21 protein-coding genes and 8 pseudogenes are annotated in these 25,146 nt (G+C 57.1%); 11 read left to right on the top strand and 18 right to left on the bottom strand.

The features are described from left to right. Positions 1-9: 9 nt before the first annotated feature. The gene (locus ACP2YO_RS13810; RefSeq protein WP_426441328.1) at positions 10-1,038 is read right to left on the bottom strand and encodes a radical SAM protein; all 1,029 of its coding nucleotides are present in this window, start codon (positions 1,036-1,038) and stop codon (positions 10-12) included. 437 nt (positions 1,039-1,475) lie between these two features. Between ACP2YO_RS13810 and ACP2YO_RS13805 the strand changes: the two are divergent. Further along, positions 1,476-1,856, top strand: a pseudogene (locus ACP2YO_RS13805) (LysR family transcriptional regulator); the annotation flags it as partial. A 270-nt stretch (positions 1,857-2,126) separates the two neighbouring features. Here the strand turns inward: ACP2YO_RS13805 and ACP2YO_RS13800 are convergent. The 3 genes and pseudogenes from ACP2YO_RS13800 to ACP2YO_RS13790 all read right to left on the bottom strand — a co-directional run bounded on the left by ACP2YO_RS13800 (position 2,127) and on the right by ACP2YO_RS13790 (position 3,361). Beyond that, positions 2,127-2,801, bottom strand: a complete 675-nt coding sequence (locus ACP2YO_RS13800; RefSeq protein WP_426441327.1) for a DUF2285 domain-containing protein — start codon at positions 2,799-2,801, stop codon at positions 2,127-2,129. Next, a complete protein-coding gene (locus ACP2YO_RS13795; RefSeq protein WP_426441326.1) occupies positions 2,719-2,913 on the bottom strand; it encodes a transcriptional regulator domain-containing protein in 195 nt (64 codons plus the stop codon). Before ACP2YO_RS13795 ends, ACP2YO_RS13800 begins: the two co-directional genes overlap by 83 nt. Positions 2,914-3,086: 173 nt before the next feature. Beyond that, positions 3,087-3,361, bottom strand: a pseudogene (locus ACP2YO_RS13790) (DNA -binding domain-containing protein). Between the two features lie 481 nt (positions 3,362-3,842). On the opposite strand from ACP2YO_RS13790, the gene ACP2YO_RS13785 reads away from it, so the two are divergent. Then, the gene (locus tag ACP2YO_RS13785; RefSeq protein ID WP_426441325.1) at positions 3,843-4,085 is read left to right on the top strand and encodes a helix-turn-helix domain-containing protein; all 243 of its coding nucleotides are present in this window, start codon (positions 3,843-3,845) and stop codon (positions 4,083-4,085) included. Positions 4,086-5,484: 1,399 nt separating this feature from the next. Here ACP2YO_RS13785 and ACP2YO_RS13780 read toward each other — a convergent pair. The 4 genes from ACP2YO_RS13780 to ACP2YO_RS13765 all read right to left on the bottom strand — a co-directional run bounded on the left by ACP2YO_RS13780 (position 5,485) and on the right by ACP2YO_RS13765 (position 7,178). Continuing rightward, positions 5,485-5,844, bottom strand: a complete 360-nt coding sequence (locus tag ACP2YO_RS13780; RefSeq protein WP_426441324.1) for a DUF2285 domain-containing protein — start codon at positions 5,842-5,844, stop codon at positions 5,485-5,487. Positions 5,845-6,076: 232 nt separating this feature from the next. Beyond that, positions 6,077-6,268: a transcriptional regulator domain-containing protein gene (locus ACP2YO_RS13775; protein ID WP_426441323.1), complete on the bottom strand. Its 192-nt coding sequence runs from the start codon at positions 6,266-6,268 to the stop codon at positions 6,077-6,079. A 161-nt stretch (positions 6,269-6,429) separates the two neighbouring features. Next, positions 6,430-6,708 carry a DNA -binding domain-containing protein gene (locus ACP2YO_RS13770; protein ID WP_426441322.1) on the bottom strand — a complete coding sequence of 93 codons (279 nt, stop codon included), beginning with the start codon at positions 6,706-6,708 and terminating at the stop codon, positions 6,430-6,432. Between the two features lie 185 nt (positions 6,709-6,893). Further along, on the bottom strand, positions 6,894-7,178 hold the full coding sequence (locus ACP2YO_RS13765) for a hypothetical protein (protein WP_426441321.1): 285 nt from the start codon (positions 7,176-7,178) through the stop codon (positions 6,894-6,896). A gap of 16 nt (positions 7,179-7,194) precedes the next feature. Between ACP2YO_RS13765 and ACP2YO_RS13760 the strand changes: the two genes are divergently transcribed. Then, a complete protein-coding gene (locus ACP2YO_RS13760; RefSeq protein ID WP_426441320.1) occupies positions 7,195-7,341 on the top strand; it encodes a hypothetical protein in 147 nt (48 codons plus the stop codon). Positions 7,342-7,402: 61 nt separating this feature from the next. Continuing rightward, entirely contained in the window at positions 7,403-7,720 is a 318-nt protein-coding gene (locus ACP2YO_RS13755; protein WP_426441319.1) for a helix-turn-helix domain-containing protein, read from the top strand. 75 nt (positions 7,721-7,795) lie between these two features. Here the strand turns inward: ACP2YO_RS13755 and ACP2YO_RS13750 are convergent. Further along, positions 7,796-8,017, bottom strand: a pseudogene (locus tag ACP2YO_RS13750) (IS630 family transposase); the annotation flags it as partial. Positions 8,018-8,747: 730 nt separating this feature from the next. Between ACP2YO_RS13750 and ACP2YO_RS13745 the strand changes: the two are divergent. The 3 genes and pseudogenes from ACP2YO_RS13745 to ACP2YO_RS13735 all read left to right on the top strand — a co-directional run bounded on the left by ACP2YO_RS13745 (position 8,748) and on the right by ACP2YO_RS13735 (position 10,307). Further along, entirely contained in the window at positions 8,748-9,182 is a 435-nt protein-coding gene (locus ACP2YO_RS13745) for a GtrA family protein (protein ID WP_426441318.1), read from the top strand. Positions 9,183-9,305: 123 nt separating this feature from the next. Further along, a pseudogene (locus ACP2YO_RS13740) lies at positions 9,306-9,843 on the top strand (helix-turn-helix domain-containing protein). Between the two features lie 293 nt (positions 9,844-10,136). Then, complete coding sequence (locus ACP2YO_RS13735) at positions 10,137-10,307, top strand: hypothetical protein (protein ID WP_426441317.1); 171 nt, start codon at positions 10,137-10,139, stop codon at positions 10,305-10,307. Positions 10,308-10,343: 36 nt separating this feature from the next. Here ACP2YO_RS13735 and ACP2YO_RS13730 read toward each other — a convergent pair whose 3' ends face one another. Beyond that, positions 10,344-11,117, bottom strand: a complete 774-nt coding sequence (locus tag ACP2YO_RS13730; protein WP_426441316.1) for a class I SAM-dependent methyltransferase — start codon at positions 11,115-11,117, stop codon at positions 10,344-10,346. Between the two features lie 1,936 nt (positions 11,118-13,053). On the opposite strand from ACP2YO_RS13730, the gene ACP2YO_RS13725 reads away from it, so the two are divergent. Further along, positions 13,054-13,968, top strand: coding sequence for a glycosyltransferase family 2 protein (locus ACP2YO_RS13725; protein ID WP_426443183.1), 915 nt, complete (start codon positions 13,054-13,056; stop codon positions 13,966-13,968). 482 nt (positions 13,969-14,450) lie between these two features. Here ACP2YO_RS13725 and ACP2YO_RS13720 read toward each other — a convergent pair. Then, positions 14,451-14,593 (bottom strand): annotated as a pseudogene (locus tag ACP2YO_RS13720) (sugar phosphate nucleotidyltransferase); the annotation flags it as partial. After that, the gene (locus ACP2YO_RS13715; RefSeq protein ID WP_426441315.1) at positions 14,590-16,491 is read right to left on the bottom strand and encodes a hypothetical protein; all 1,902 of its coding nucleotides are present in this window, start codon (positions 16,489-16,491) and stop codon (positions 14,590-14,592) included. The pseudogene ACP2YO_RS13720 and the gene ACP2YO_RS13715, both read right to left, overlap by 4 nt. A 945-nt stretch (positions 16,492-17,436) precedes the next feature. Here ACP2YO_RS13715 and ACP2YO_RS13710 point away from each other — a divergent pair. Continuing rightward, positions 17,437-18,085: pseudogene (locus ACP2YO_RS13710) on the top strand (transposase); the annotation flags it as partial. Between the two features lie 74 nt (positions 18,086-18,159). Here the strand turns inward: ACP2YO_RS13710 and ACP2YO_RS13705 are convergent. Both ACP2YO_RS13705 and ACP2YO_RS13700 read right to left on the bottom strand, forming a co-directional pair. After that, positions 18,160-18,648 (bottom strand): GNAT family N-acetyltransferase, encoded by a 489-nt coding sequence (locus tag ACP2YO_RS13705; protein ID WP_426441314.1) that lies wholly within the window; start codon positions 18,646-18,648, stop codon positions 18,160-18,162. 105 nt (positions 18,649-18,753) lie between these two features. Beyond that, positions 18,754-18,954: a hypothetical protein gene (locus ACP2YO_RS13700; protein ID WP_426441313.1), complete on the bottom strand. Its 201-nt coding sequence runs from the start codon at positions 18,952-18,954 to the stop codon at positions 18,754-18,756. A 13-nt stretch (positions 18,955-18,967) separates the two neighbouring features. On the opposite strand from ACP2YO_RS13700, the pseudogene ACP2YO_RS13695 reads away from it, so the two are divergent. Next, positions 18,968-19,591, top strand: a pseudogene (locus tag ACP2YO_RS13695) (integrase core domain-containing protein); the annotation flags it as partial. Positions 19,592-19,778: 187 nt separating this feature from the next. On the opposite strand, the pseudogene ACP2YO_RS13690 reads toward ACP2YO_RS13695, so the two are convergent. Beyond that, positions 19,779-21,107, bottom strand: a pseudogene (locus ACP2YO_RS13690) (IS1380 family transposase); the annotation flags it as partial. A gap of 283 nt (positions 21,108-21,390) precedes the next feature. Then, on the bottom strand, positions 21,391-22,128 hold the full coding sequence (locus ACP2YO_RS13685) for a GntR family transcriptional regulator (RefSeq protein WP_426441312.1): 738 nt from the start codon (positions 22,126-22,128) through the stop codon (positions 21,391-21,393). Positions 22,129-22,637: 509 nt separating this feature from the next. Here ACP2YO_RS13685 and ACP2YO_RS13680 point away from each other — a divergent pair. Further along, the gene (locus ACP2YO_RS13680; RefSeq protein ID WP_426441311.1) at positions 22,638-23,420 is read left to right on the top strand and encodes a class I SAM-dependent methyltransferase; all 783 of its coding nucleotides are present in this window, start codon (positions 22,638-22,640) and stop codon (positions 23,418-23,420) included. A gap of 235 nt (positions 23,421-23,655) precedes the next feature. Here the strand turns inward: ACP2YO_RS13680 and ACP2YO_RS13675 are convergent, their stop codons facing one another. Both ACP2YO_RS13675 and ACP2YO_RS13670 read right to left on the bottom strand, forming a co-directional pair. Next, entirely contained in the window at positions 23,656-23,964 is a 309-nt protein-coding gene (locus tag ACP2YO_RS13675; protein WP_426441310.1) for a hypothetical protein, read from the bottom strand. A gap of 244 nt (positions 23,965-24,208) precedes the next feature. Beyond that, on the bottom strand, positions 24,209-25,120 hold the full coding sequence (locus ACP2YO_RS13670; RefSeq protein ID WP_426443182.1) for a TauD/TfdA dioxygenase family protein: 912 nt from the start codon (positions 25,118-25,120) through the stop codon (positions 24,209-24,211). Positions 25,121-25,146: the final 26 nt, after the last annotated feature.

The raw sequence follows: 25,146 nt of genomic DNA, 5'->3' as shown, positions 1-25,146 counted from the left end.
ATCGCTTGGTCATGCGCAGGCAAGCGCACGATTCTCGACATTCTTCAGGAGCGCGACCTGGCTAGGGCATTGAGCGCAGCCGCTGTTCGCCCGGTAGTGCTTGAGAGCCGGCGAGGTCCGCCAAACCTTGTCCAGGTCGAATTCCGGCGCTCGGATGTTGCCGACGAGGAACTCGAGGCTATCGGGATCCCCGACGACGTAGGGACAAGGATAGATGTCGCCGTTTGTCGAGAGGTAGACCGAGGTGGTCCCACAGTCGCATTCGGTAAATTTGACGTTTGGCCGTGGCTCCGACGTGTCGACGAAAATCGGCGGCGGCAGGTCGAGGCGTGCTGAGCTCGGCTGCGCAGCCACCCCGATCAGGGCTTCCTGCAGCTCTCTAATCTCCTCAGCCGAGCCCAAGAGCGCGTCCTCATTGCCGAGGGCGACACCCGAGGCGAACATCGGCTTGATCCTGAAGGAATCGACGCCGATCGACGACAGCAGCCGATAGGCATCCAGCGACTCACCGATGTTGTGCCGATTGGCCGTCATCCTGGCCTGCACCACGGCCCCGCAATTGACCGCCTCAGCCATCTGTCGGAGCGCGGAATCGTAAACGCCTGACCTGCGCCGGAAACGGTCCACCGTGTCTCTCTTGGCACCGTCAAAGCTGAACTGGAACGCCAGCTTCTCAGGATTGTCGAAGATGGAGACCACATCAGGAATTGGAACCTGGCCGAGCCCCCCCGTGTTTAACTGGACTTGCAGGCCTCGTTTGTTCGCATGCGCCATCACGGCTGCGGAGCGCGGAAATACAACCTTGAGAAGCGGTTCGCCACCCGTCACCGAGACTTTTTTCAGAAAATACCTGTCGACGAGAAGGTCGACGAACTCTGTTATCTCCCATGTAGCCAACTGCGATGGCTCCAAAAGCCGCTTGTACTGATCTCGATACTCTTCGGGAACATAGCAGTGCTCGCAATGAAGATTGCAGTAAAACGATACGCAAATTCTTGCGTGGTTGAAGACAACGGGAAGCGGATGGTCGAGTGGCATGGCATCCTCCTGGCTTTCTCCCAGAAGGAGCGGAGCAGGATTTATGCCAGTGCGACGCGGCGAAACGCCGACGACTCTTGCGCGCGCAATGTCGCGCTCCAAACAGCTGAGCAGGTTCTCAACATCAGGTATGTTTGGTTTCAGACAGATACACGCGCACGCCCCGCAGTCGTCGAACCGATCTACGAGCTCCCGACAGGCCGCCCGGCTCACATCGGCGCTATCAACGGCGGGATGCTCGCGACGAGCATTTCACTGCCCATAGTACTCGCATTATTCGTCCGCACCGACCGCAACGTATCCACGTTGATGAGCAGAACACGGCCGGCACCCGCCGAATTTTGGCACAGTACCTGTTGATGTGCGCATTATCGAGCAGCAACTCTGACCGTCCTCGTAAGTTCCACTGCAAGGCCGCTGACCTTGCGAGCGCTTTTCACGTGGCGGGAAAACCACTCTCAATTGCTCGTTCAATGCCAATTCTGAGCATCACATCACGGCCCGACATACTGCCCACATGGCTGAGGGCGATGAACCTGGCCGCGAGCGACATAAAGTCCGGGGCGCGATACGATCACAATTACCTGGCTCTGCCGGCCGCGATAACGGGAAAATGCCTGCTGGTCGCGCCTGAAATCATTGACAGCGATCTCGCGCGCGCAGGCGCGCTGCAAGTGATACCAGGATCGCGTACTGCAAGTGGGATGCAGTATCGAGCTTATGCGGTGGACCGCAGTGACAATCCCGAAATCGCTCGAGCCTTTTGCCGATGGGTCGCTCGGCTCTGTAAAAAGGCCGCAATTCCGGAGGCCGTCTAACACGTCTCCGGCGATATCAGACGTTCGATCCATGGATTGGATTAGACCCCATAACTCAACGTGGCAGGGCGATCGTCCGCTCCAGTGGCGAGACGAATGATGCAAACCAGCCTGTACCTTTCATATTCGACGATAGCGCCTCCCTCCGCCGTCGCGAAGACCGCGCGGAAGCGATGCCCAGAGGATACCGCGCGCGATGATGACATCGCTCGCATACTCGCGAAGTGTCATTTTCGAGGGACCAGCGTGCGGTAGCCGATCAGCCAGTGCTCATGACGCGTCATCCTTGTCTTTGCCCTTGCGACGGAGCAATGCACGATAGCCGCCGCGCATGAGACGTATCCCCGTCTGGACCGGACGAATGATCCGGCTGCGCAGATCGCGCGTTTTCCAGCCTCGATCGGGAATACGACGCGCGCCAAACAGACCTTGCGCAATTTTGCGATAGCTGTTGCCTTCCAGCCACCCATCCACTGCTCGCATAGCGAGGATGAGCCGCTGCCGAGTCAGGATCGATAGAGCAAGAGGGGCTGGTCCGAGGGAGCGCTGTTCGAGCGCTAGCCAAAATCGATGTGCTGCGCGTAAACGAATGTCGAAATTGCGATCGAGCGGCAGGTCGACGGCAATCGATGAGCCGCTCGGCAGAAGCTCTCTTAGCCATAGGCGATGCTTCACTCCTCCGAGCGGCACAATGGCATGCCATCCATCTGGCGCATGACGAAGCTCACTGCTCGCGAGTTTGGCAAAATCCAAGTCGTACCGTTTAGACGCCGTCGAGGAGATGTCCGCTCGGACAGCGAGCACGGTCGACAGCGCCTCAGGCGCCCAGAAGATGGCTTGTTCGTCGAACGTCTTTTGCGGATCAGCTGCGAAACGAGAGCCCCCACTTCCGACGGAACTGCTCCGCCATCGCGCTGGATCGTTCGCTGCTGACCAGCCTTCCATAATTTCTTTGGTACCCGCGATTCCGGCGTAGCCATTCCCAGGCTATGTCGGCGGCTTCTGCTTTCTTGGCGTCAGGATAAGCTTCCTTTGATCTCCAGTCAGCATTCGGCATCGACTGCTTTTCCCGTATGTTCTTGATGCACACGCAAAGGAATTGCAGCCCGACAAAGGTGACGATTTCTGGTTGCGCTAATGCAGTTATTCGCCGTTGACGCACTTACTCGATGGAACGGTCTACTTTTTCGATTGGACCTCAATAAGAGGCTTCGTCCGATCCAAAGGCATTCATTGTTCACTCTTCGGCCAACCGCGACGCAAGAGATGACGATAGCCGTGACGCGCCGCCCATTTGGCGCGAGCCAGATGACTCTCGAAAGCACGGCGCGATCCGGCTCAACGGTGGGATCAATACAAAGCACAATGCGCGCGACTTCGCGCCAATTAGCGTTATCGGCTTCGGCATCGAGGAGACGCATGTAGGTAACGGCGTGCTACTCGTCGTATGGTGTAAGCTCGGGTGCGCTGGGCGCCAAACCTGCGATCTTCGGATCGGCTGACACTGTCGGACACTCCTGTCAAGGCGAACAACTTACGCAAACCTAGGCGATGCTAGCCGCATTCACGGCATCTTGGTACCGTCCAATTGTCGCGATTTGCGCGAATATTTCCCGCAGGAAAACTGGATTGAAGGCTGCCGGCAGATATCCTCGCGCACCTGGTTCCGTCGCTTATTCCATTTCGCTCGCTCCGACTTGGTCGGCGTGGAATTGACTACGGTCCATATTCGCTCGGAGCGCGATCGGCAGATTGCCGTCCAGCGACGCGCCTGCTCATGACTTGGCTGTGCGACCCAGCCGTCTGACGAAAACGTCGTTCTCGATTTCGAACTCGCGAGCACCGAGTCATCCGGAGCAGAATCAGCGACGACAGCATCGAGTGACCGAGCCTGCATGATCTTACGAACGCGTGGGACAATGACGCAGTTTCGGTTCACAACGAGCATGAGACGACGTTTTGCGAAGTATATCGAGGTGCAGTATATTGAGCGAGCGGCTTCCTTTCCTGCATGAACTTGCGGGAGACATTCGCCACCAATTTGCGCCGTCTGCGCAATGCGAGGGGATGGTCCCAGGACGAATCGAGGCCAAGATTAGCCGGGGCTATTTGAGTCAGCTTGAAAAGGGCGCGTACTTCGTCAGCATCAAAATCATAGGTCGCCTTGCCGACAAGCTCGACGTCGAGCCTGCTGAGTTCCTGAAACGGCCCGCAAAGAGAGGCCGCTAGGTAGACACATCCCAATACACGTCTTACTCCTAATCCATTTCTTCTGGTCTCTTCCCTAGCCCTTGAAAGCTCGCCTAAGTGATTCCTAGCGGCCGCGCGTGGGCTTCGCGGCTGATATCGGTTCGAGATGGCCCGACGCTGGAGCGCGTCGATGTGGTCGTTGAACTCGTCGCAACGATCTTCGGGGCGACATCGGCAAGACGAGCCTGGGGTGACGCAACACTTGCAACTGCTGGGGCCATCACTTTATAGGCATCGAGGTGGTTTGAAGCCGTTGAAGGGAGCAAAGATCAAGGCGGCGAACCAGCTAAGATCAGACATCTGAGAAACTACGTGCCATGAGGGAAAACTATCGAGCAGGCCTTCTGCCGCGTAAGTCGCGTGGTTCTTGAGCGGGCGATCTCGGCGATATGCTCGCAACGCCTGATGCTCGCAAGATGGAGCCAACCTGGCGGACCGGACGGGGACTTTTTGCTCACTCGCCGTTCTTGTGCGGCCCCGAGCGCGCAAGCCAGCCAAGACTTGCCGGTCCTGGTCGCCTCACGATGACGAGATGGTTGTGCTCGCGGATCCATTGGCAGGTGGCGAAAGTATGAAAGAGCGAACGGTCGAGACCGCGAGCGGTGCGATAGTCGACATTCTCGATGCTGGCGACTTGACGCACCTTCGCACAAGTGCCGTACGAGACGGCGGTTGTCGCAGGCCGAGACCTCGCGATCAACGAGGTGACCGAACCAATCGGAGTGCGGCATCTCGGCCGCCTCGGGACTGTTCTGCAGTTCGGTAAGAGTATCCGCCATGGCGGCGAGGCCAAGTGCGCGCAGGCGTTCAACGATGGAGTGAATGAGCACGAAGGTCTCCTGATCAATTGTAGTAATTGCGGTCGCGCATGTTGGCGTTGAAAAGGATGGAGAGCTGGCGGGACGGTTCTGTCGGTGCCGTTCTTGAGGATGGCGGCGACTGGCTTGTAGCAGCGGCAGGTAACGGACGCAGGCAGCATCGACCTGTTCCTGGTGACGAGCCTAAGGATCCCGATGGCTGAGCGGAAGCCCTGTTCCGGATGCGGACGCGACCGCAGGATGACGTCGTTCTACCTCTCGGCGTCCGGACCCATCTTGCCGGCTTCGAACGAATGCGTTCATGGGCCAATTCCGGTAACGGCGATTGCGAACGATCGTCGTTGGTCGACGCGGCAGAGTGCTGCGCAGATGGGAGGCGACGTTCTTGCCGCGCGGGAGATCTCGTGGTCCAGCGTTCAAGACGAAGACTTGGTGCACCGAGTTAAGACATGGCATCACATCGTCGGGCTGACGTCGTTACTCGACCGTGCACCAGGCAATCTCCATTACTGTAGTCCAACCCGCAAGTTGACGCGATGCCGAGCCAATCACCCATGAGCTCAGGAGGTGTCGTCCTTGTCTTTGCGCTTGTGACGGAGCAAGTCACGATAGCCGCCCCGCATGAGACGTAGCCCCATCTGGACCAGACGAATGGTCCGGCTACGCAGATCGTGCGTTTTCCAACCTCGATCGGGAATGCGAAGCTTGCCAAGCAGGCCTTGGGCGATGTTGCGATAGCTGTTGCCTTCCAGCCACCCATCCACTGCTCGCAAAGCGAGGATGTGCCGATGCCGGGTCCCGATCGATTGAGCAAGAGGGGGCGGTCCAACGGGGTGCTGTTGGAGCGCCAACCAAAATCGATGTGCGGCCTGCAAACGGAGGTCGAAGTTGCGGTCGAGTGGCAGGTCGACGGCAACCAATGAGCCGCGCGGTGGAACGTTGTGTTAGCCAAAGCCGATGCTTCGCTCCTCCGAGCGGCACGATGGCATGCATCCATCCGGTGCTTCACGAAGCTCGTTGCCTTCCAGGTCGGCGAAATCAAGCTCGTACAGTTTGGACGCGGTCGAGAAAATCGCCGTGCGGACGGTTAGCACGGTCGACAGCGCCTCAGGCGCCCAGAAAATGGCTTGTTCGTCGAACGTCTTTTGCGGATCAGCAGCGAAACGTCAGCCCCCACTTCCTTCGGAAGTGATCCGTCACACTGGATTGTTTGCTGCTGAGGAGGCCCCGGAAGTCCTGTTGATACTCGCGATCGCGGCGTCGCCACTCCCAGGCCATGTCGGCCGTTTCTGCCTGCTTGACATCGTGGTATGCGCTCTCTGATCTCCAGTCGGCACCTAGCATCGCACTATTTTCCCTGCATGTTCTCAATGCGCACGCAAGGATACTGCAGTCCAACAATTGTGACGATTTTTGGTTGCGTTCTCGCAGCCATTCAATGTTGACGCACTTGCGCGATGGAACGATCTACTTTTGCGATTGGAGAGGAGACAACCCGTTACGTCTCATCCTTCACTTTTCGGCCACCCCCGGCGCAGGAGTTCACGATAGCCGTGACGCGCCGCCCACTTGGCGCGAGCCAGATGACTTTCGAAAGCACGGCGCGCACGATCCGGCTCAAGGATCGGATCTACACCAAGCACAATGCGCGCGACTTCGTGCCAATCAGCGTTATCGGCTTCGGCATCGAGGAGACGCATGTAGGTAAGAGCGTGCTGCTCGTCGTATGGAGAAAGCTCGGGCGCGGTGGGCGCCAAATCTGCGATCTTCGGATCGGCCGGCACAGCCTTGAACTCCCATCAAACTGAAAAACCTCGACAAAAATCTAGGCGATGCTAGCCGTATTCATGGCATCTTGGTACCGTCCAATTGTCGCGATCTGTGCGGAATGTTCCCCGCAGAAACCTTGATTCAAGGCTGCCATTAGATATCCTCGCGTACCTGGTTCCATCGTTTATTTCCATTTCGCTCACTCCGATTTGGTCAGTTGGATTTGACCATGGTCCACCTCACTCGGAGCGCGATTGGCAGATTTGCTGTCCTGCAAGTGCCCGCTCGCTTGTTCCAGCCAGAAGGCGGACGCGTTTGGTTTGACGGGCAATTTCATTGCGTGATCGCGGGCCGATGATTTGGCTGCTCGGTCCAGCCTGCTGGTGGGAACTTCATTCTCAATTTCGATCTCCACGTGACCAATTTTGCTATTTGATCGCGCCCCACCGCGACGAAAGCCGCGGTAATCTCGGTTGCCATCCACTTTAAGCCCCCGCCAAATGGCCAATGAACGCTTCGTGACCGCGCACCGGTTCGACATGCAGCACGGTCCGAGCGACCTCTGCCCGGTCGGCGTCGGCGGCTTCCGCATCAAGAAGTCGCCAGCGGGTCACCAGATGCTGCGCACCATGTGCAGTGAGCACTGAATTATCCGGATCAGCGAGAATTGAGGGTTGGGATCCGGATGATCTTACGCATGCGCAGCAGATGGACGCAGTTTCGATTCACAACGTGCATGAGACGACGTTTTGTGAAGTATATCGAGGTGCAGTATATCGAGCAAGCGGCTTCCTTTTCCGCATGGACTTGCGGGAGACATTCGCCACAAATTTGCGCCGTCTGCGCAATGCGAGGGGATGGTCCCAAGACGAACTTGCCTTCGAGGCCAAGATCAGCCGGGGCTATTTGAGCAGACTTGAAAAGGGCGCGTACTTCGTCAGCATCAAAATCATTGGTCGCCTTGCCGACAAGCTCGACGTCGAGCCTGCTGAGTTCCTGAGACGGCCAGTGAAGAGAAGCCGCTAGCTAGGTAGACAAGCCCAATACGGATCTTGCTCCGAATCCATTTCTTCTGATCATCCGTAGCCCTTGAATTCTGGTCTAGTGTCCTGTCCCGGTAATTCGTGAGCAAAGTCGACGCAGTTTTCGAGGATTGCGTCTGCCATAGCGGTCCATCGGAAGGGCTGGCAGGTGGCGTTGTGTGTGACGAAGCGATCGATTTTCCGGACGAGTTGTTTGACGTTGGAGGAAAGAGCCGCGGCGGATCGCCTTGTCGGTGATCAATGCAAAGAGGCGCTCCACTTGGTTAAGCCAGCTGGTATGGTCGAGACTTCTCTTGGCTGTCGTGCGTGCCTTTCTTTTGAACTTCCGGCCATCAACGACTGTACACCTTGTGATTGCCCGCTATTGCTGAGATGCAATAGTCTGCGCGACGGTCAACTACCAACGCCAGCGATTGATCTAGAGCACAAAAACATGCCACGTTTCGGTGATGAGCGTTAGGCTGATCAAACGATCTTGCAAGGAGTCAGCATCAAGATCAATCACAATCTGTTTCGTCAACGGCTCTGTTCGATGCGGTATGTTCTTGTCGAGTGGCGCAGTCTGCGGTGAGGGATTTCCTCGACGATCGACCAAGAGCCGCAACTGTACCAGTCAATCAATCGACTTAGGTCTTTTCCCACCTACACGCTGGCGGACCTTAAATTGAAACGCGCCATCGTCTCTTGCCACAACACGGAGATGCTCGACGTCCGCATCATCGGTTATGCCGACATCGCGATCCTCTCTCGGGAGCCGATTCCTGCTCTGTGGACGTCGCCTGCTCCATTGCATGCAACGGGGTGCTTGTCCTCGCCGGACTCCGATGATGTCTGAGAGCACGAACTCCTCGAATTGGCTGCCACGCGCTTCCCCATTCAGATCCAGTTTTACACGGACTGCCGGCAGCAGCCCCACGATATCCAAGACGATGCTTGCTCGGAAGTTCCGAAAGCAGTTTCGCTCGTATTGCTTGTCCTGGAGACGCTTGCGGGCGGCGCGAGGGCCAGCCATGGCAAATGACAATCAGACACATGGCGCCACTGGCCACGAAGACGAGCGCACAACGGTCACATTCGTCAAATTTGTACTGGTCGGTGTTGCCAACACGGCCTTCGGCTACGCTCTGTTTGCCCTTTTCTACCTGTTGCTCGGATCACATCTACTTGCCATAACGCTCGCGACTGCTTGCGGCGTTGTTTTCAATTTTCATTCCACCGGAAGGCTGGTGTTTCGCAGTCGAAGACTTTCCGCACTCCTGCCCTTTGTGGCTGGTCACGCTGCCATCTGGCTCGTCAATATCCTGCTGTTGGACGAATTGACCGCCCTCAGAATTCCGCCGCTCGCCGGGCAACTCCTTGCGATCCCCATTCTCGCTCTGATCTCTTACGCGATCAATCGCTATCTTGTATTTGGCAGTCCTCGACGAAGACGATTTCGATCGTGACGCTGTGTTTCAATGAGAGACGATCAGGGATGCCTAATACCAATCCGCTGAGGTGCTGACTCACGGCGGGCATTCCCAAATCAGAGGATCGATGATTCAACATGGCAACTGGAGAGAGTTGCCATGGGCCAGCCGATTGCGGTTCGAACGGATTTTGCAGCGGTTGAGGTGCGCCGGCTCGCGCGGCGGGCGAAGGACAGCGATCAGGTCCGGCGCCTTCTGGCGATCGCTGCGGTGCTCGATGGCGCATCGCGGGCGGAGGCCGCCAAGGTCGGCGGGATGGACCGGCAGACGCTTCGCGACTGGGTGATCAGATTCAACGAGCAAGGGCCTGATGGTCTGATCAACGTTCCTCAGCGAGATCGCAAGCAAGGTCAGCCCTGGCGCCCACGCCATCGTCATCCTCGATCAGGCCGGGTGGCACGGAGCGAAGGAGCTGAAGATCCCGCACAACATCTCGCTGATGCCGTTGCCGCCGCGTTCGCCCGAGCTCAACAGCCAGGAGAATATCTGGCAGTTCATGCGCCAAAACCGCGTCTTCAAATCCTACGACAACATCGTCGATCACTGCTGTTACGCCTGGAACACTCTCATCGATCAGCCCTGGAAGATCATGTCAATCGCGCTCCGCGATTGGGCCTACATCGGTCGATCAATTTGAGGATTGGTATAAGATTCAGTTTCGGCTCAGTTCAGCTTGACCTGGCTTCTTGCGGGCCTCAGTCATCAGTCTTATCTTACAGGTAGCCCGCTGAGCTAGGCATCGCGACGATCATCCTCGGGCTAATCTTTCTGACGGTCCTTGGCATCCGCAGGTGCTGATCCGTGACCTCGCCACGCAACGTGTCCGCGAAGCGAAATCACGGATCCGCTGTCGCGCTTCGCGTAGAACGGGCTAGTCACCACGAATAGGCTGAGCCAGTTGCTAGCTTTCCGCGATAGCTGGCGGTGCGCTTGGCCTACGTCATAGAGCAGCAAGACGAGATAATGTTGCGCGGAGGACTGGGCTTGGTCGGCAAGCAGGAGACCAGAACGAGAAACGCGCCGATTCCAAATGAAGCTGCTGCCCTGCACGTTCCTGGCACGCTTCTCGAAATCATCTGTCCCGTTCACCATGAACTCTGATCGCACGTGCCCCGACAGAGCCGAGCCGCCGCCACTTTAGATTGCACGTCCAACTACAACGCGACTGCCTCCTACGGGCCATCGAACGCCCGCGAGCGCCATCCGGACCTCAGCTTCAAGTATGCCGCGAAACAACGCGTTGATGGCGGGATTCAGTTTGTACTCATAAACGTCTTCGATCGCGCTCGCTTTTCTGGGCTTGAAGCGACTGACCATCATCAGCGGCAAGAGCAATGAAGTAAAAGACGATGAAAAAAGAACTTCAAAGCCGTTGCAACGCAGCTTCGCTTCCAGCTCACCTCGACGATAACGGCGCTGATGGTGAAAGATCTCGTCTGCGCGGCTCCATAGCCACGGATGCTGCGGCACGGCTATGATCGTTCCGCCTCCGCTTTTCGTGGCCGAGCGCAAGCCTCTCAGAACGGCCTCATCGTCCGCAATGTGCTCAACCACATCGAATGCGCCGGTGAGGTCGACGATGCGCTCAGCTGGAAGGTCACGTGCATCCATTTGAACAAATTCCACCTTCGGCGGCAGGTACTTCCTTGCATACGCAAGCCCTGCAGGATGTAATTCGGAGCCCACCAGGCGATCCCACTCCCGTGAACCCGCGATTGCCCGCAGTACAAAGCCAGTTCCACAGCCAATTTCCATGAACGAGCGCGCTCGCGGAAAGAATCGATCCGCCAAACCGACGATCAGGCGGTTGCGGGTGACAAACCAGAAATGTCCCGCCTCGAATTGGGCAACCGTGTCGAATGCATCGGGATCAAATCCGCTGGTGGTATTCGCAAGCTCGGGGGAGAACATCGAAATCCCCTCCACTTGTGGAACGACGTGCGCACATCGAGGGCAGCGCCAAGCGAGCGGCCAAATCGGTTCATCGCCGGCCACTGGTTCGATCGCGTCACAGGCCAGACAGCGGCGGCCAGAAACCACACTACCCGTCGGTGGGATCCTGCGCCCAACGTCGTTTGTGTCCATTTCCTGACAACTCCCAATTGGTCACCCCACGAATATGGAGATCGTGAAAGGACGAACCAGAACTTCTAGACTACCTGATTCGATAGGACAGTCCCGGATCCACGGTTCCGTCATCCGGACTCTCCGATTACCTGACGCGCACCCTGGGCTCGGCACTCGCACCCACTCGATGTGGTCTTCTCCCAGACTCTTGAGCCAGTCTGAGTGAGGGTTTTCTGGCTACGATCGCCCTGAGGGGCTGTGGCCCATGAAGTCGTCGAAGCTCACAGATCAGCAGATCGCCTTCGCCTCTCGGCAGGCGGAATGTAGTATTCAGTTGAGGAGATCTGTCGCGAGTTGGAGATCGGCCAAGCAACCCATTTTCCGGTGGAAGAGGGTGCATAGCGGCCTAATGCCGTCCGAAGTTCGAAAGCTGAAGCACTCCAGAAGGAGAATGCGCGGTCTGGCACACTTATCGCCGATCTTACGCTGGACAAAGAGATGCTCACCGAAGTCATTCAGATATGGTCCGCGGAGCGAGGGCGCGAGACGATCGATACTGTGACGACCGAGTTTCAAGTCTCCACACGCCGCGCCTGTCGAGCGGCTCCGGCGCGGCGATCCACGTACACCATCAATCCGCACGTCCGCCGCAAGACGCGCTTTGGAAACGTATTCGCGAACTCGCCTAGCGGCATGTTCGCCATAACTATCAGTGTCAGCATATCCTGCTTCCTTGCGAAGGCTGACGCGACAGCCAGAACATGACACGGCACGTCTACCGCGATTTCGGCGCGCCGCGTCAAGGTCAAGCTGCTCGATGACCGCAAGCCGACGACGCGATCAAACGAGCCCGGGCGATGGACTTCGTGCACGACCAATCGGACACAAGCTTCGCCTGCTGATCATTGTCGATATCTACCCGGGTCTCGCCGGCGCTCGAGCCACGGCCCACCTTCCACGGCGTTGACGTCATAGGTCCTGGAAACGACCCGCAAGGAAGTGGGCTTCCCGGCGACGGTCTGGAGTGTAGCGCGATCTTGATCTCTGGGGCCTTTCGGCGCGGCATCATGCTGGACTTCTTGGGGCCTGGCAAGCCGACCCAATGCGTTTATCGGCTTCAACAGATTCCGGGTCGAATGCCTCAACGCTCATTGGTCCGTCAGCCTAGCGGACGCTGAGAAAAAAGTGGAGATTGGCCACCGCGGCGCAACCGCCAGCGTGACTAACGCGCAAGCTCTACTCCCGATTGCCAAACTTCGCCGCACAACGTGATGCTCTCTACCAATTCTTGGAGGAGATTACGGGGGCTCAAGTCAGTTAGAATTCCTCGAGCTAATATCCATTGGAACGGGCCTTCGTCTAGGAAGCTGGCGGGAATGGCCGCACGCCAAGATATAATCAATTCGCCAACGGAGGGACGCTGGCTAGTCTACATTGGACTTTGGCTGGCCCTGTCCAACCAAAGCAATGGTCTTTCGCTTGGCTCCTACACTACGGCGGTCACGGACTCAACCTGGTCGACTATGGCTACTACCTCAACTTCATCGCAAATGAATGCGCCGATCGGGAATCGCAACGCGCCTCTCAAATCTTGCTTCGTAGGAGCCGGCGAATTTGATGAAACGGCTTCAATAGATGCCCAGAAGAGGCGTCGGAGCCACCGAACGATAGCGCAGATCATAGGTAGCTCATTGCAAGGGGGATAACTTTGGGTCGAAGTGTTATCGATAACTTAATCGAGGACCGACCAGCGCAAAGCCGGCCGAAGCTGCTTTCTATTGTGGCCCCCTGCTACAATGAAGAGGATGGTATCGCTGAACTGATTAGAAGGTGTCGGCAGAGTGCTTCTGATGTAGCCGGCGATGACTATGAGATTGTACTCGTGGATGACGGTTCTGCCGACGGAACGTGGCAGGCAATCTCATCAGAGACCGAGCGCGGGCGGAATGTCGTTGGCGTCAGGCTATCGCGGAATTTCGGGCACGAAGCTGCGCTAACGGCAGGCTTGTCAGCGGCAAGTGGCGAATCGGTTCTAGTTGTCGATGCGGATTTACAGGATCCCCCAGAATTGCTTTCACCTATGCTAGAGGTCATGAGGCGCGAGCGGGCGGATGTCGTATATGGCCAGAGGAAGACACGCATCGGTGAAAGCTGGTTCAAGACGAAGTCAGCCAGCATCTTCTATCGCCTGCTCAAACAAGCGAGCAGTCTTTCGATCCCCGTCGACACCGGCGACTTCAGGTTAATGACGAGCCGAGTCGCTAGACTTGTAGCACAGATGCCCGAGCGGGACAGGTTTGTACGAGGAATGGTAGCCTCCGTTGGCTTCAGGCAGGTACCGTTCTTGTATGATAGGGACCGGAGATTTTCTGGTGAAACGAAGTACCCAGCATCAAAACTTGTTCGTCTTGCGATCGATGCCTTCCTCGGCTATTCGTCAGCCTTGTTTCGCCTACCATCAGCGGGCGCAGTCTTTCTGTTGATATCGATCGTTGCGGTCTCCGTCTACTCACTTTGCTCTTGGCTTTACTTTGAACGAGTCCCCGGCTGGACCGGCGTGATGATTCCGCTTTTGGTCGTGTCGTTCTTCCAACTCGCCTCGCTGGGCATTATCAGCGAATACATTGGTCGCATCTATCTCAGCACGAAGAACAGGCCACTTTTTATTATTGATCAGATCAAACGCAGCGACTGAGTAGTAAGTGAGCTACATTTTTATTCGGTAATTTTCTTATGAGTAGATTGAGTGCAGTGCGATTTCGTCCGCAAAGGGAGTTCGTAAACTCATTGTGTTGTTGTGGTATCCTAGCGTGCTGTCCCGCAAACAACTGGCATTGATTCTGCATCGTTCTTGCGATCTTTTTGGATGGAGAGATGGCGATGACGATGAGCAGACCGAAGGCTGATCGTACGCCTACGATGAAGCCTTCGTCGTACGCGTACGGCTGATCTGCTGTTATCGGACCAGGAGCGTTCACAGCTTCAAACGTTTGCACGTAGCAGCTCGGCCGCTCCAAAGGCGCGATGCTGTCGCACGACAATCTGGCGCCGAACTCGTATTCGCTGGTCGACCTGCCCGCGAGGCTCAGCGGTCGAGCGTGCATTATACTGAGTGGTGCAGATGGAGCCCAACGATGCGATCGCGCAACGAATGCAGCTGACCAATGCTACCGTCGGAATGACGAAATGTTTGATGCCATAGTGCGAGGAGATTTTGAGGATGTGCCGCTTGCCGCCATCTCAATCATGGGCTTGGGCCGAAGGTGGGTTTCCCCAGAGATTCTGGTTCCGAGGCCACCCGCGAGGACCACAGCTTTCACCATTGGCTCCATTTCTGGCGATCCGGCCGTTGTTGCCCGGCTTCACGGCAGGGTTGTTCCGCCAGCGCGGCGGGACGGATGGGCTTGAGCAAGAACTGCCTGTAAGCATTCGGAAATGCCCCATTGTTGATGGGGGTTTCGAACGTAGCGGCGACGACGTAGTCCGCCTGCCCGGCCCCAAAGGAAGCCATGACACTGACTTGGTCAAGATGACGCGGGCCCCCCGGCTCGATCAATACCCACGCTTTGGCCAGTTCGGCGCAGTTCTCAAGTCCGAGCGCTTCCACTGCGGCTGCGTTACTGCCGAGACCCACCCCCCCGATCAGCGATGATCGACCGAACATTTCGACCGCCTTACTACCGCCGGGATATGTCCCCAGCAACCATGGCAGACCGAGTGCTCGCGTCTCGAGCACATACAGCAACGTCGGCGAGCGGCCCGATAGGTCGATCACTGGGGTACCGACTCCCAGGCCGGCCGCACGAGCCTGAGCTTTGGCCGTCGCCAGATAGTCGTGGAAGGGCTGCGAGAGCACCAATTTTCCACCACCCGGCAGGAGCATGACAGCGCCATAAGCGCGTAGATCTTTCACCTGATGGTTCGGATTGAGGATGCCGGCATTGATCGTTGATGCAGTGAGCAACTGTGCCATCACGGTCAGAGGCAGTAGGGTGGCGACGCTGCGTTCCTGTTGCGCAAGTGGGCTCAGGAAGGCAACGACCGCTAGCATCCAGAACAAGGCGCCACCGGAACCGATGATCCAGTAATTGACATTGGAGCCAAGTGCGTGCAGGTGCGGCAGAATAAGAAATGTTAATCCTAGCCCGATACTGGCTGGCGCCTGGCTGCGCAGAAGCAATCCCCCACGATAGAACATCGCGCCAAGGCATGTGAAACTCGGCACCAGGAACAGGGTCGACCGCTTGATAATAATCGGATCGGTCCCAAGCAGCGCAATTGCTATTGTCACGATCGACACTGCAGCGAGCGCCAACGATGAGAACAACCAGTGCGCAGGCCCCATGAGAATGCTGAGCAAAAGAGCTGTCGCCAGTAACACAGCGATAGCGAGCTCGGATCGACTTGTGGCGAGCCCGTCGATCCGAAACATGCGAGATACCTCGTGGTCTGCACCGAGCAGGATTTCCATCTCAGCACTGTTGACCATACGGGTCACCAGCCCGGTGATGCTGCCGTCGATCAAATGCGCGGTAATGATCAGTAGAGCGACAGCGACTAGCGCCGCGCCAAGTATGGCCAGCGGCGACTTTCGGCGCAAAACGGCGCTATAGAGCATAACCACGGGGGCAATGGCCGCGGCGGTGGTCGGCTTAGCCATGAAGCAGCACCAGCCGCCAATGCCGATCAGGCCCCCCCCCAACACCCAGCCGATGCGCCCTGGCCGGTCGGCCAGCAGCAGACCGATCATCACCATCAAAAGCGATTGAATGTTCAGTGTGTAGTAGTTTGGGGTAAGCTGTGCCCAAGAGTACCAGCCGACTAAAGCCAGGCTTGCGATCCCTGCGGATAGCGCCGCCGCATGCGGCCAGCGCACCGTCCAGAGGCGCCGGATCACCAGGAAACTGAGAATCCAGCCCAGCGCCATGCTGAGCGTGACGTTCGCCATACGAAGCACTGCGATGTCGCCTCCCGCCCACTGATAAGGCCAATGATAGAAGAAGCCGAAAAGGGACGGTGGACTATTGATGGTGTAGGCGAATGGGTTCGCGATCGAGTTGAGGTAGAGACCTTCGTCGGCGGGATTGAGGCCGTAACGGCTGTAGTATAGCAGCCAAGCGAAAAGGATTGCTGTGGTGATGGCGGACAGACCCAGCAAAATCCGATACAGCAACACCAAGAATGTCGTTCCATCGGCAATGCGGTTATCAGGTGGCATAGACCCTTCCTGCCAGCCTCGCGGCCTCAAAAAGCTCCTAACCGACCCGAGCCCCATAATCTGCTCCTAAGAGTGGTAGGTCCAACACCTCGGAATGAGATCGATATGAAGCTGAGCCGATTTGCGGAAGAACGCCTCCTCAGGATCTTGCGGGAGCAGGAAGCCGGGGCGAGGACAGCCGACGTGTCCCAGACACGGGCTCGCGGCACAACCTTCTACAAGTGCAAGACCAAATACAGGGCTGGACGCATCCGATGCCAAGCGACCGAAGGCACTGGAGAACGGCAACACAAAGCTGAAGAAGTTCCGGCGGAGACGATGCTCGACAATGCCTTGCTACGGACGTCTTAGCAAAATGGTGGCGCCCGCCGCCAAGCGTGAGGCCGTCGGTCCCCCTTAGCTCGCTATGAGGTCTGCGAGCGGCTGGTGTGTACGGCGGTTGGAACCGATCACACGTCGGTGTGGCATCAGAACCATGGACCGGACTATGCGGCAGCGCGCACACCGCTACGCCAGCTGACGTTCGTTCTCCGGGGTTCGGCTATCGACCGCGACAAATCACACGTTCACGTAGCTCATTTCCAACGCTATCACGGTCGACATTTCACACTGCGCGATGTCGGAGGTCCTCTGAAAAGGTCGACGCTCGAAACCTAAGGAGGATTCCGTCGGCCAGAACGATCTCGCGCCGTTGTCAAGCGAGACTTGCTCACGAACGCGGAGACCGTCACGGTCGCGGCGATTGAAGCGGACGTACGAATCTAGGTCGAGGCACGCGAGATCATCGCCGCGCGTTCCGCCTGATGATCCGGCGCAAGGACCAAGGCGGCCTCTCCCGTGGATAGAGCACCTGACCTTGCCCGAAAGGCTTGATCCAGTTTGAAGTTCGTTCTGGCCCAAGACAAGGACCAAAGTATGAAGCGCAGCTGCCTCCCGGAAGAGTAGATCATCTTCATTTTGCAGGAGTACGAGGCCGGCGTTTCTGTTGCCGGCCTGTGCCGCACCTCGACGTCGGCGACGCCGGCATCTACAAATGGAAGGTGAAGTTCGGCGGTACGGAGGTGTCGGAGGCCGCGCGGCTGAAGACACTGGAGGATGAGAACACGCGGCTGAAGCAGTTGCTGGCTGGATGCCATGCTCGATAATGTCGCGCTGAGGGATTTGCTGGGATAGAAATGGTGACGGCCGCGGCTGAGCGGAAAGCTGTCTCCCATCTCATCGATGCCCACGGGATGATCGAACGGCGGGCGCGTCAAGCCATCGGCAGCTGCCGCATGACTATGAGATGTAAGGCGATCTGAACGGACGATGGCGGCCTTGCCGAACGTATGAAGGCGATCGCTGATGAGCGCCGCGGCTTCGGCTATCGGCGTGTGCATATTCTGCTCAAGTGGGAAGCCTATAGGGGGCAGCCACAAGAAGCGGTTCCGCCTCTACCGGGAAGAGATGCACCGCCTCGGCGATCTAAAGCGAGCCATAGGGACACCTATGGCGCCGATGGCTGCGAACGACTGACTGGTCGCTCGACCTCGTGTCGGATCATCTGACCTGCGGCGGCCGCTTCCGCGTCCTCACCGTAGATGATTGCACCCGCGCTCGCAAAATCCAACTCGGCTTTCGTCACAAATGCCTGCCGTGATAATCGAAAGAGTAGCAGGACCGCGATAATCATCCCGAACTGAACTGGTATTCAAAAATGTTCTGAAGCCCGACTGGGCCTAAGTAAGTAGCGCCCGTATCTCGAAAACCAACCCTCATAAAAGCGTTTCTAGACGTTGAATTGCGTGCGTTGATGGCTGCCATGATACGGTTGATACCTGGTCGATTTGCCAATACCCATTCGACGATAAGTCCAATCGCTGCCCTACCATATCTATTCCCTTGGTATACGCGGCCAATCCGAATACTATGCGATGTAATCACGTTTGGCGGTGCCCATTCAGGCGAAGCCGCCTTTTCGCGAAGAACGAAAAAGCCAACAACCTCTTGGCGAAAGACGATCGCGAACGGGTGCTCTAGTTCAGGATGTGCGCTATTTCGAAGTTGAGCAAACACCCAATCCAATGGATCCACGAACTGTTCTTGCTCCGGCCCAAGGTCCAAATGGGCAACCATGGCGTAATCAAGGTGTGACAACGTTTTCAGCGTCGCACGCATTTGCATCTCCCTATCAGCGAGGCTTGGCTCTGGCGAAGACCGCATGAATACCTCGCTCACCATCAGATAACGATGAGCAGCGCTTTGCGGTCTAGACAAGGGATTTCAAAAGCCGTGCCAACCGCGCAGATACGGGTTCACAAGAATTTCCATCACCGGTCCTGTCGCATATATAGAGCGCAGAAAAAGGCCATGAACAACACGTTGTCGCTGATGCGACAAATCCGACAGCTTCGTCAGGTGTTCGGCCTCTTTCCTCAGGAACGACGGACGGAGATCACGTGTCAGGCGAACCTCGCGGGTCATTCACTGCGCGCCTCCCGCGGTCGAAGGCAGCAAGCCTTCGAAGAAAAAGTTCAAGGCTTATCCGATCGGATATTTCCACATCGAAATCGCTGAGCTCCAGACCGCTGAAGGCAAGCTCTACGTCTACGTCGCCATCGATCGCACCAGCAAGTTCGCCTTCGTGCAACTGGTCAAGAAGACAGGAAGAACCTCGGCCTCGACCTTCCTCGAAGCTCTGATCGGGGCTGTCGCCTACAAGATCCATACGGTTCTCACCGACAATGGGGTCCAGTTCACTTTCCCGCCGCGCTACGCGGACGGGGCGACGGCAAGATACGTGACGCATATGTTCGATATGCGCTGCCAAGAGAATGGCATCGAACATCGGCTGACCAAGATCAAGCACCCCTGGACCAATGGCCAGGTCGAGCGCATGAACCGCACGATCAAGGAAGCGACCATCCAACGCTACCACTACGATCGACACGATCAGCTCGAAGCACACCTTGCCGACTTCATCAGCGCCTACAACTACGCTCGGCGGCTGAAGACCCTGAAGGGCCTCACACCCTACGAATACATCTGCAGAGCCTGGACAAAAGAGCCCGGACGATTCACTCTCAATCCGCTCCAGCAAATGCCGGGACTAAACACCTAGCCCGTCTTATTCATGATTGCCGGGCACGGTTGCTGGAACATTTCTGGTCGGCGTGAAGGCGCGCGAACGCTTCGGCTTTTTCGCCGCTTGTCGACCGGACTTCGTGAGCGCGTTGGAGGACGGCGGCGGGGATGACCGGGGCTGATGCCCCGCGCGTCAGGGCGCTTGCGGAACCAGAGCGTTTGCCGCGGAACAGGTCGGCGTCGGGACACGCCGCAGCGAAGGCAAGACGGACGCGGGCGGCGGTCTCGATGACACGGGCTGCGATCTTGAGAAGCCTGAGCCTGATCGTGTTGAACTCGGCCGTTGCCAGATCACGCGGCTTTGGGATGGTGTCGCGCAGGGCGAGGATGAGCCAATAGGCGGCGGTGTGGAAGGCGAGGCGGACCTGATTGGCGAGCGCCGAGCGGCAACTGGTGCGATCGGAGGCGAGCTGGGTCTTGTGCAGCTTGATCAGGTTTTCGGCCTGTCTGCGTGCGCAGTAGGGGCTATCATAGATCCACTCAGCCGGGCCGATATCCAGGCTGGTGACGACGTAGCGGACGTCGAGCCCTTGTTGGGTTGCCTCGATGCGGGGGACGACGCGGCGCTCACGATGCCAGGACCCTGCCGCGTGGCGGGTCCCGGTGTAGCCGCAAACCACGGTCTTGTTCTCGACCGCACGTTCGGTTCGAACTGCATCGCAGACCTCGTCGACCTTTCTGGCGAGCGTGCTTCGTGCCGGCAAGCGCGAAGATGTAATCGACGCCGTTTTGCCGCAAAAAGTCATCGCCTCGGGGCAGGCGTAATGGCTGTCGCCGCGGAAGGTGATCCGCGTATCGGGCCAGCGCCGGCGAATGCGCCGAACCAGGCGGCGCAGGTGGGCCCGCACCTCGATTCCGCTCGGCGTCTTGCCGGGGCGCAGGATGACCGCAACAGGCCGGCTGTGCTCGGTGTCGTAGACGTGGATCGGCAGGAAGCAGTGTTCGTCATAATGGGCGTCGAACAGCGAGAGTTGCTGACGGCCATGCACCACGTCGACCGTGTCGTCGATGTCGAGCGTGATTGCGCTCGGCGCTCGCGCATAGCTGTCCATCCATAGGTCAACCAGCACATAGCTCAGCCGGATCACCTCGCGCAGGTGCGGTGCATTCTCCAGGCGCGATAGGGTCGGCTGCGAACATAGATCCCGGCCAGTGTCCGGCAGCCGGCCGCAAGCCAGCTTGAACGCCGGATCGCCGCGTAAACGATCGAGATCATTGCCATCCTCGTAGCCGCACGTGATGGCGAAGATGCGGGCGCGGATCATATCCGCAAAGCTGTGCACGATGCGTCCCGGATCCCGCCGCTCGGGGAATACGCAGGACAACTTCGCGGCCTAGCCGAGGCGCCGGTCCGCCATGGCCAGAAGCATGACGCCGCCATCCGACGTCAGCTTGCCGCCGTCGAACGAGGCTGTGATCTTCTTGCGGGAAACGGCTGGACATGAGAACGGCAGGCTCGTATCGTCGGTCATGGCCAGTGTGGCGGCCCGGATGCGCGGAGGGTGGGTGTTAGCAACCGAATCCTACGCCATCTCAGCGGCTTCCGCCACGCTCGCCAGCCTCTCAACAATCCGCTGATGAATAAGACGGGCTAGGTCGCAAGCTCCGCGCCAGCTCCCGTCACTCCTACCGCCCAACCGGACAAATCCAACCGCCAGGGTAAACTCAGGATTTGGTAAGCTCGGGGGCAAGATCACCATCAAGCGCGACTACGTTCGTGTGAATCCGATTCCCGCCGCCAGCACCGCTAATGCGGATCGACAACTGGATGAAGGATTACAACTCGGAACACCCGCATCTCATATCGACCGAGAAGGCTAGCCGGTCAAACGGAGATTCCGCCATTCCGAATATTTTAAAGGAAGGCTCCATAATCGTTAGTTCATAAAGGCGTCGGAGGGCTGCATATCCATTAGGAATCCCGAATACTTGTTGAGCCTCTTCCGAGACCGGTGCGGCTGCGATGAGGAGGGTGGTCTCTCGAAGGCGTGCCCCGCAAGCGTGCAATGCCTCGCAGAAAAGCTTGCCTCCAAACTCGTTGACCATTCTGTCGCTTAAGGAAAGCGGCAAGTACGAAGTGTCAAATATGATCGGTATACCATCGACCGATATGATCCTTCTTAGGCAAAGCATTGTTCGAGTCGGCGCATCGAACTCGCAAAACGTTGAATGGCGGATCGCCTCCCTTGTTACTGATGTCAATTGAATGCGCGGCTTTAGTCCAAGTCGCTGCACATCTTTAAAAGATGTAAAGCCGAACTCGGTGTTGCAAACGAACCTACGCGTCTCACATATGAATGTTCCAAGCCCAGGGACGGCACGCAGGATTCCGGTAGATTGAAGGTCCCGCAGCGCACGCTTAATCGTTATTGCGCTTACGCCAAACTCCTCTGCCAACGCCGCGGCAGAGGGTAGAGTTTCCCCTGCCTTATATTCATTGTTGGCTACTCGCCGCATGATCTCTTGTCTGATCGCTTCGTGCAGCGCACCGCCAACTACTACTATCTTCTGCATTCAGCAGACTCCCGGAACTTCACCAAAGCACAACCTAAGATATTCTCTGCTCCATTCATTAAGAGCTCCGTTGAGCAACGACTCAGCCCTCTGTTGCACGCATAGTCGACCTCATAGATTACGAGTCGCAGTTGAGTTTTGTAGCCGGTGATCAAGACCTGGCACTCGATGACTGGGAGCGATTCTCCGACATTCCGAAGCGCATTTGCAGCCTCTCGACCGTCGCTTCAAGATCCGTGCCAACCGCGGAGAAAAGACCTCGCAGAGTTCCACTAAAAGTTACTCAAGGGGCTTAGATGAGAGGTCCTTAGGAAATTGTCCAAGCACCATTGTCGTGAATAGGACAATCGTGTGTCGGTCATTGCCGGGTAGTTCTCCCTTCGACTTCGATCAGCCAGTGGCACGATTTTTGAATTCTTTCTTGCAAGGACGCGGGTGGGTGACTGCCAACTGGGGGACATCTCAGATGAGCTGCACCCTAACAAATCATCAACGAGATGGAGAAAACGATGCAAGTTGATAAGAGGCCATCCTTTGGAAGCTTTTCCGAAATAGCAGACTCCTATCCGGCGTTCCCGTCCTATTCACGGCGACTGCTTCAGATGCTCGCTGACCAGGTAAAGCAAGTAACTCAGAGCCCGATATTCGGTGATATCGGCGCTGGCACGGGTGCGATCGCCTATGCTCTGGCTGATATGGGGCTTTCGGGTTATGCGGTCGAACCTGAGAGTCAAATGGTCGCGGTGGGGCAGAGGCTCGGCCCAAAGTATCCAGCCGTATCGTGGATCAATACGCCGGGCGAGTGCACGGGCCTAGCTGACGGTTCGCTGGACTGGATTTGCTATAGCACATCATTCCATTTGACGAACGCGAGGGAAGCGCTTCGCGAAAGCATGCGACTCTTAAAACCTTCCGGGTTCTTCACAATTGTAACCCTCTTTGCAGATCTTGAGACTGACCCCTTTCAACTAGAAATCGAAAATCAGATACGTGACATGGCACCGGCTTTACGCCGGGCGCTTACTCAACTCCTCGGTCAGATGGGAACATACGCGGCGCTCCTCAACCAATATCCCGGTCTGGGTAACTGCATTTCACTCGCTACCACCGAAGCGATAACCATGAGCGAGGAGCGGTTTGTCAATTTTTGGTCTGGGAGACACGATATCCCGAGCCAGGTCACTCCAGAGAATTGGCATTCCATACTACAAATGATCGGGGATACGTTCCGAAGGCGGCAGCCGGCGAGCCTACGATTTCGTACTTCCGCATGGCATGCTCAACGAGGGTGATGTAACTGCCATTGCCTGCAGATGATCAACCGCTCCTGCCCCAAGTGCTCGGCTACTGTCATGGATTGGACAGCGGAGGATTAAGGACAGAATGCGACACTCCTAAAATGTTGTGCTCGGTCACTGCATTTTGGAATCTTGCGATACTGCCGACAGACCAGAAGCTGAAGTATAAATCGCAAAGGTGGGACAGCATGAATTGCAAGCTTCGATAAGTCGGATGCAGCAGCTGTCACTAGTTGGTGCGCAAGCCGGTGACGTCCTCATCGATTAAGTACGACTGCATGCGGATATTGCCGGCTTCAAATGGAGTTGAGCCCGATAGACTTGGCACGCTTGATTGATACAATATCCTCCCGCGGCGAGCCGGAATGCGGGGTGTTGTTGTATCGTCCATCCAGTTGTCGATACACTCTACGTCCAGAATGTGCTGGCGCCAGCCTTGGCAGAGGGCGAGATCGCCATTCTCGACAGCCTCGGCAGTCGCAAGGGCGAACCTGACCACAACGCAATCCGCGCTACTCGTGCCACGTTGACGTTCCATTCGACACCTCCGGGCTCAACGAGCCTACTACAGGTGTCTACTCATTCGGAGGAGGTTCACCGGAGCGCATTTGCGCTTCCGCGTTAGCCCGGATCTCAATCCGATCGAGCAGGTCTTCGCCAAACTCAAGTACCTCTAATCCGAGCGGCAGAACCTTGCTATGTCGACGCAACCTAGCGAAGGTCGATGAACACCTCGATCGCTTCTCCAAGCAGGAGTACGCAAACTATCTCGAAAACTCAGGCTATGTTGGAGGCGGCGGCTCGACGAGCTTGACACGCGCGACACTGCGCCGACCATCGACGCTGACCGGCACCTCGCCCTCGATCATCGCACGATGAACGACACGGGCCTGGTCGTTGTAATCTCTCGCCGCATAATGCATCGTAGCGCGGTTGTCCCAGACAGCAACATCACCCTGCTTCCAACTCCAACGTACGGTATTTTCCGGCGCGATGATATGAGACTCGAATAGATCGAATAGCCTCTGGCCATCATATTTCCGGACGTCAACAAAACGTTCCAAATAAGAGCCGAGCACCAGCGTGCGCTCGCCGGTCTCGGGGTGGACGCGTACGACGGGATGCTCGGTCTCGAACCTCACCCTAGCAACGCCCTCATCATAAAGATTCTTATCGGCTTCGCTGGGGCGAGAAAATATGACGAGGCTGTGAATAGCCCAGAGGTCATCGGCAAGCCGTTGCAGCGGCAGCGGCAAGTCCAGATATGCGGTTGCGGTGTTCGACCACACCGTGTCGCCGCCGAGTGGCGGTATCACAACGCCCCGCAGCACCGAAATCTTGGGATAGGCATCTCGGCACGACCAATCCATGTGCCAAATGTCAGCTCGGAACGGTGGGCGTGCGGAAGCAATCTCGAGGATCGAGGTCGTTCCCTTATGAACATCAAATGTCGGATTTGGCGCAAGCTTCCCAAAACGCGCAGCAAAGCGCTCCTGCTCGACATCGTCCAGATGACCCTGGTCGCGGAAGAAGATGACCTTGTGCTCAAGCAGCAGGCCGTTTATCGCAGCGATGGTCTGGTTCGGTAGATCGCCCGTTAGCTTAATATTTTTGATTTCAGCGCCGATACGCGCCCCGCGTTTGATGACATCGGTGCGTGAAATGGCATTATCGATCAAAACCCCTTCACTCATGGTAGCATTCTCCAAGATTGCGGTTT

This window comes from Bradyrhizobium genosp. P (assembly GCF_049949265.1).
Taxonomy (GTDB): Bacteria; Pseudomonadota; Alphaproteobacteria; order Rhizobiales; family Xanthobacteraceae; genus Bradyrhizobium.
Note: the sequence above shows the minus strand (reverse complement) of the source record. Positions and strands in the feature narration are given on the sequence as shown.